8 protein-coding genes are annotated in these 6,669 nt (G+C 62.6%); 3 read left to right on the plus strand and 5 right to left on the minus strand.

From position 1 onward, the window contains the following. Window positions 1-321 precede the first annotated feature (321 nt). Entirely contained in the window at window positions 322-1,221 is a 900-nt protein-coding gene (locus AC4FAH_RS06990) for a Tim44 domain-containing protein (RefSeq protein ID WP_107335863.1), read from the minus strand. A 74-nt stretch (window positions 1,222-1,295) separates the two neighbouring features. On the opposite strand from AC4FAH_RS06990, the gene AC4FAH_RS06995 reads away from it, so the two are divergent. Further along, a complete protein-coding gene (locus AC4FAH_RS06995; protein ID WP_225347378.1) occupies window positions 1,296-1,901 on the plus strand; it encodes an isochorismatase family protein in 606 nt (201 codons plus the stop codon). 27 nt (window positions 1,902-1,928) lie between these two features. On the opposite strand, the gene yaaA is transcribed toward AC4FAH_RS06995, so the two are convergent. The 3 genes from yaaA to AC4FAH_RS07010 all read right to left on the minus strand — a co-directional run bounded on the left by yaaA (window position 1,929) and on the right by AC4FAH_RS07010 (window position 4,389). Further along, window positions 1,929-2,717: a peroxide stress protein YaaA gene (gene yaaA / locus AC4FAH_RS07000; protein WP_225347377.1), complete on the minus strand. Its 789-nt coding sequence runs from the start codon at window positions 2,715-2,717 to the stop codon at window positions 1,929-1,931. Window positions 2,718-2,824: 107 nt separating this feature from the next. After that, complete coding sequence (locus AC4FAH_RS07005; protein ID WP_043336565.1) at window positions 2,825-3,277, minus strand: DMT family transporter; 453 nt, start codon at window positions 3,275-3,277, stop codon at window positions 2,825-2,827. An 80-nt stretch (window positions 3,278-3,357) separates the two neighbouring features. Beyond that, entirely contained in the window at window positions 3,358-4,389 is a 1,032-nt protein-coding gene (locus AC4FAH_RS07010; protein ID WP_043336563.1) for an NADP(H)-dependent aldo-keto reductase, read from the minus strand. Between the two features lie 317 nt (window positions 4,390-4,706). On the opposite strand from AC4FAH_RS07010, the gene AC4FAH_RS07015 reads away from it, so the two are divergent. Both AC4FAH_RS07015 and AC4FAH_RS07020 read left to right on the plus strand, forming a co-directional pair. Then, the gene (locus AC4FAH_RS07015) at window positions 4,707-5,192 is read left to right on the plus strand and encodes a tetratricopeptide repeat protein (protein ID WP_043336560.1); all 486 of its coding nucleotides are present in this window, start codon (window positions 4,707-4,709) and stop codon (window positions 5,190-5,192) included. A gap of 266 nt (window positions 5,193-5,458) precedes the next feature. Further along, on the plus strand, window positions 5,459-5,959 hold the full coding sequence (locus AC4FAH_RS07020) for a 3'-5' exonuclease (RefSeq protein ID WP_043336558.1): 501 nt from the start codon (window positions 5,459-5,461) through the stop codon (window positions 5,957-5,959). A 191-nt stretch (window positions 5,960-6,150) separates the two neighbouring features. Here AC4FAH_RS07020 and AC4FAH_RS07025 read toward each other — a convergent pair. Then, window positions 6,151-6,669: zinc-binding dehydrogenase (locus AC4FAH_RS07025; RefSeq protein ID WP_490245809.1), on the minus strand; the 519-nt coding region annotated here is incomplete at its 5' end.

A 6,669-nucleotide genomic window follows, 5' to 3' on the forward strand; every position in this document is an offset into this window, starting at 1 on the left:
TCGGCGACTCTGAGTATGTGAGTTTCGACGTTCCCTTGCTTAGAAACTTGTCTGTGCTATCCCATCAGCAGACTTTTTGCGATCTGGCGCTCCTGCCTTGCAGTCGAGCAGCCTATCCGCCGGTCACTTCCCCAGTGGCCGGTTTTTTTATGCCTGTCATTCGGGCGATGTCTTTGTGGTCTTCGGCAAGCAGTTGCAAAGCCCTGGTAGGTCATCTGCAGCGAGACGCAAAAAAGCGGCCGGATGAGTGATCATCCGGCCGCTTTGGCGTCTGATGTGGCCCTCACGGAGTGAAGGTCACATCAGTGAGCGAGGAACGTCTTAGCTGTTCTGCTCGATACCCTGGATGTGCCAGTCGGCGCCATCACGCAGCTCACGGACCAGGTGCCAGGTCTCGTTGAACTCGTTCTGCTCGCCATTTTCATCCAGCACGCCGTGGAACAGGACCGTCGCTTCCGCCTGCTTGCCAATCTCCTGCACGCTGCCCAGTTCAGCAAACAGACGCACGATCTCGGTACGGTTGTTGGCCGGTTGCTGAGCGCGCTCTTCACGCAGCAGATTGTAGAGCTCTGGCGTGACGTACTCCTGAATGCGCGGCAGGTCGTTGTTGTCCCAGGCGCGCTGCAGCGTCATGAAGTGTTCCTTGGCGCCACCGAGGAACTGCTCCTTGTCGAACCAGGCCGGTTCGCTGGTCGGGGCACCGCCTGTCAGGCCTGCCCCGATACCACCGGCCGGAGCCAGCGACTCGCCTTGCGGCTGATGCGCTTCACGCGCCTGCACATTGCGCGGCTGGTCATCGTGGCGTGTAGAGGAACCACCACCACTACCTGCCGGCCCGCCGCTCGCCATGGCGGCCTTCTTGCGCGCGCTGAGGAACTTGAAGGCGATGAAGGCGATCACCGCGATGATCAGGAAGTCTGTCATGCGCAGACCATCGAAGGCGCCGCCGAAGAACAGCGATGCCAACAGGCCGCCTGCCAGCAGGCCTGCCAGAGGTCCGGCAAACTTGGACAGGCCGCTGGAGGGTTTGGACTTCGCTGCGGTGCTGCTGTTGGTGGCCTTGTTGCTGCCAAACAGTGAGCTGGAGGATTTTCCGCTGTCAGCGGATCGTGAGTAGCTACCGAAACTCTTGCCGCCGCCGAGGCGCTTGGCCTCTGCGTGTTCGACGCTCAGACCGAAGCCGAGCAAGCCGACCATCAGCATGATGAACAGATGGCGCATGTGGGATCTCCTTGGATGCGCTAGCGTGTAAGTGGAAGCTCCATTCTAGCCTTAGAATCGTCGTGGGAGGACCAATGGACGACGAAAAGTCTCAACACCTGATGGCGAGGCGATCATTGTTGTTGCTGATCGATTTCCAGGCTCGCCTGATGCCGGTTCTGAGTGGCGGAACCGAGGCCATCAACAGTGCCATCTGGCTGGGCGGAATCGCCCAGGCGCTGGAAATTCCCGTCTGGCTGACCGAGCACTGCCCCGACAAGTTGGGCGCAAGTGCTCCGATGACGCATCTACTGAGCGAGCGCACCCGCTGCTTTACCAAGCGCAGTTTCAGCGCGCTGGATGCGCAGGACTTTCGCAAGGCATTGGAGCAGAGTGGCTGTGACCAGTTGGTGGTATGTGGTGCCGAGGCGCACGTCTGTGTGATGCAGACCGTGCTGTCCCTGTGTGGCGCAGGCTATCGCGTGGCGCTGGTCGCCGATGGGGTCGCCAGTCGCCGCCCGCGGGAGGCGGCGCTGGGAGTGGCCCGCTGCGAGGCCGCGGGCGCCAGTATCGTCAGTGCCGAGATGGTGGCGTATGAATGGCTTGGGTGTGCAGATCACGCCTTGTTCGGCGATATTCATCGCCGTTACCTCAAACCGCGTGCCGCAGAACATCTGACTTTCCCGGGGCTGGGCGGATGAGGCGTCAAGTGACCCGGCGGTCACGTATCAGGTGCGTGCCGCGTCGGCCTCACTGCGCGTGAAGACCAGCGTATCGCCTTCAGAGGCGGCATTGGAGAAGCGATAACCGGCCACGTCGAAGTCCTTGAGGTCTTCGGCTGTCTCGATGTCGTGCTTGAGCATCCAGGCGCTCATCAGGCCGCGTGCACGCTTGGCGTAGAAGCTGATGATCTTGGACTGGCCATTTTTCTCGTCCTTGAAGACCGGCGTCACGATACGGTGGCGGAACGCCTTGGCATCGATGGCCTTGAAGTATTCATTGGAGGCCAGGTTGACCAGTATCGGCGTTCCGCTGTCTTCGACGGCCTGCTCCAGTGCCGGTGTCAGCGTCTTGCGCCAGTAGGCGTAGAGGTCCTTGCCGGCCGGGTTGCTCAGACGCGTGCCCATCTCGAGACGGTACGGCTGGATGAGGTCCAGCGGGCGCAGTAGCCCATAGAGGCCGGAGAGAATGCGCAGCTTGTGTTGTGCGCGCTCAAAATCTTCCTCGCTGAACAAATCCGCCGCCATGCCCTGATAGACATCCCCCTGGAAGGCCAGCACCGCCTGTTTGGCATTATCCGGCGTGAAGGGCGGCTGCCATTCCTGGAAGCGAGCGGCATTGAGGCCGGCCAGCTTGTCGGAGAGCTTCATCAGGCTTGCGATGTCCTGCGGCGACTGCTCGCGCAGGATGTCGATCAGCGGTTGAGCCTGCTCGAGAAAATCGGGTTGGCTATGACGGGAGGTCACGGGGGCGCTGTCGAAATCCAGCGATTTGGCGGGCGAAATCACACTCAGCATGTAGACCTCCTGGCAGGGAAAGGTCTCAGTATATCAGGCAGACAAGATGGCCCCGAGTCCGCCAGGACTATCGGGGCCATAGATTGCACTGCGTGACGCCAGAGGCATCAATAGCGGCGGATCAGGAAGACCCCCGCGAACAGCAGCAACACGCCTGCCACGCGCCCCAGCGAAAGATCATGCTGCGGGAAGGTTGCCCAGCCGAAGTGGTCCAGCACCACCGAGGCCGTAAGCTGCCCCGCCAGGAAGGTGGCCATCATGGTGGCAGCACCCAGCTTGGGCACCAGTATCACGCTGGCCGCGACGAAGAAGGCGCCCAGCAGACCGCCGGTCCAGCTCCACCAGGGGGCCGCTTTCAGAGCGCCGACGCCCGGCATGGGCAGGCGCATGGCCAGCACGATGACGACCAGCGCGATCGAGCCGACCACGAAGCTGACCATGGCAGCCATGAGCGAACTGTGGGTCTGCAGGGCCAGCGTGGAATTGACGCCAGCTTGAATCGGCATCATGGCACCGGCGGCGACAGCCATGAGGATCATGCTCAATTCAGCGGGATTCATGAGGGGTCCTTGGTCACGAGCAGGCCGGTCATGATGACCGGCCTGTCGGGGTTGTGTATCCGTTACGGGTCAGAGGCGATTCAGGGGCACGGGTTGGGCGCGGTGTTGTGGATCATCTCGATCTCGGCCAGCACTTCCTCACTCAGCTCCACCTCGAGGCTTTTGATGTTGCTTTCCAGCTGGGTCATCGTCGTGGCACCGATGATGTTGCTGGTCAGGAACGGGCGAGTGTTGACGAAGGCGAGAGCCATCTGGGCCGGGTTCAGGCCGTGACGACGCGCGATGTCCACGTAGCAGGCGATGACGTGCTGAGCCGGCTCGGCGTTGTAGCGCTGGAAGCGCTCGAACAGCGTCAGGCGAGCGCCTTCCGGACGGGCGCCGTCCAGATACTTGCCGGACAGGGTGCCGAAGGCCAGCGGCGAGTAGGCCAGCAGGCCGACATCTTCGCGGTGCGCGAACTCGGCCAGGCCCACTTCGAAGCTGCGGTTGACCAGGTTGTACGGGTTCTGGACGCTGGCCACGCGCGGCAGGTTCAGGCGCTCGGCCAGGTTCAGGCACTGCATCACGCCCCACGGCGTCTCGTTGGACAGACCCACGGCGCGAATCTTGCCGGCGGTGACCAGCTCGCCGAGTGCCGACAGGCTTTCTTCCAGCGGCGTCATGTCTTCGTCTTCGGTCGGCTGGTAGCCCAGCTTGCCGAAGAAGTTGGTCTTGCGGTCCGGCCAATGCAGCTGATAGAGGTCGATGTAATCGGTGCCCAGGCGACGCAGGTTGTCGTCACAGGCGGCGATGATCTGCTCACGCGTCAGGCGCGAACCACCGCGCAGGTAATCCATGCCCGGGCCGGTGACCTTGGTGGCGATCTTGACCTGATCACGATTGCCGCGTGCCGCCAGCCAGCTGCCGATGTATTCCTCGGTACGGCCCTGGGTCTCGCCATTCGGGGGCACCGGGTACATCTCGGCGGTATCGATGAAGTCGATGCCAGCGTCGAGCGCGCGGTCCAGCTGCTGGTGGGCATCGGCTTCGCTGTTCTGCTCGCCGAAGGTCATGGTGCCAAGGCATAGCAGACTGACGTCGATGCCAGTACGGCCAAGAGCTCTACGTTGCATGCAGGATTCCCCTATCGGGTAGGTGTCAATGTAGCGGGCAGGACGAGTGCTTCCAGCACGCGCGTGGCGCGCGGTTCGCGCGCGTACTTTACCCCAAGGATGGCGCACATATTAGCAGCGTAACAAAAACCCACAAGGCGGGCTTGAGTCCCCCCGATTGCGCGAGTATGCTTGGCGCCCCGCTGTCAGGGGAGCAGTCTTTCTAGGCCGCCCGCAAGGGCAAACTGACAGTGTTGGCAAGGAGAATAGCGTCGCGGGCTCAGGATCGGGCCAGGACACGGCGTCACCCCTCTTATTCTGTATCAAGGTTACTCGTCATGCCGCAGGCCCCAACCCTGATGACTGGACTGAAATACCGCCTGGCGGAGCGTCTGTTCCACGCCTCCTGGCTGTCCGGCTCTCAGCAGAAGCATCGTCTGACCATGCGTCTGTTCAATCACTGCGCCAATGCCGGTCACACCGGTGCGTTGTCATTGTACGGGCACATGCTGTTCCAGCGCGGCAACTCCGCTCAGGAAAAGGCCAAGGGCGCGCGTTTCGTCATCAAGGCCGCGCAGGCCGGTGACGTGCATGCCCAGTATCAGGCGGCGCGTATCTATGAGTATGGCTGTGCCCAGTATCAGAGCGATCCGGCCAAGGCCGTGACCTGGTACGCACGTGCCGCCGAGTGCCGCCATGCTCTCGCGGCCCAGCGCCTGGCGCGTGCCTATCGTGAAGGCTCCCTCGGTCTGGCGGTCTGTCCGCACAAGGCCGAGCAGTGGGAAGCCCACGCCCGCACGGGTGGTGAGGCAGACCTGCACTGAGCTGATGTACTGACCGGATGTACCAGCTGCGGTACTGCCCTCGCTGCCACTGACAACGCCCTCTTCGTGAGGGCGTTGTCGTCTCTGGCCCTCCCGCGCGCGTCTCTTGAACGTGATGCCAGCGTGATGGAGCAGATCGACCTGATGCCTGCGTTGACAGCGTCGCGCTCAGGACTCGCCAAGCAGGGGGCAATTCCCGTAACCTGAGGACATTCAACCTCTTCTCGCCCGGGCCCTGTCTGCCTGAGATACCTTGGGAGATTCGTGTGACGCTGCCTATTCTGCTCGATATTGAAGCCTCCGGCTTTGGCCGTGGTAGCTATCCGATCGAGATCGGGCTGGCGCGTGCCGACGGCAGCAGTTGCGCCTTTCTGATACAGCCTCTTGATGAGTGGGTGCATTGGGACCCGAAGGCGGAGCTGTTGCATGGCATCTCACGGGCGCGGCTGGCACGCGAAGGGCGACCAGTGCGTGAGGTGGCGCAGTGGGTCAATGATGAGCTGGGTGAGGCGGGAATCGCCTATAGCGACAGCTGGGGCTACGACAATACCTGGCTCTCGCTGCTGTTCTATCATGCCGGCATGCTGCCGCGCTTTCGTCTCGAGGCGCTCAGACGGCTGCTCGATGAGGAGCAGCTGAATTGCTGGGCGGAGCTCAAGGAAGCGGTGATCGCCGAGGGCGGCATCCAGCGCCATCGCGCCGGAGACGACGCCCGTCTGCTGCAACTCACCTGGCAGAAAGCCCAGTCGATCGGGCGCAGCGAATAAGCCTCTGCCAGGTGCCTCGGGGTCTACGCCTGGCGGCATGAGCGACACTGTTGTCAGGCGGGGTGTTGTCAGGTCAGGTGTTGTCAGGCGGAGCAGCGAGCACGAGATAGCGCCAATAAAGCCAAAAAAGCGGCAGCCCACTGGGCTGCCGCTTTTTCATGCTGCTGATGTCATCAGCGCCATGACGAGGCTCAGGCGCCCGTCACCGCCAGCAACACCTTGCCGGTGCTGGCGTTGTCCTGCACATAGGCATGCGCGGCATCGGCTTCCTGGATCGGCCAGCTCTTGTCGATATGCGGGCGCAGCTCACCCCGTGCCAGGCGTGGCCACACATGCACGTAGAGCGCATCCAGCACCATGCCCTTGCCATCGGGGGAGCGCGAACGCAGGGTCGAGCCGATCAGGCGCTGACGCTTCATCAGCATGCGACCCAGATCCAGCTCATCCATGCGCCCGCCCATCAGGCCGATCAATACCATGCGGCCATCCTGCTTCAGCACCTGCTGATTGTCGGCCAGATAGCCGCCGCCCACCGGGTCGAGAATCATGTCGGCGCCGCCCCAGTCGTTCACGGCCTCCACGAAGCTGCCATCGTGGCGGTTCCAGCCGGCATCCGCGCCGAGGCGCAGGCAGGTCTCCAGCTTTTCCTGGCTGCCGACGGTCACGAAGCACGGATGCCCGAACAGCCCGCACAGCTGGATGGCGGTGGT

It is taken from the genome of Cobetia sp. (assembly GCF_983723665.1).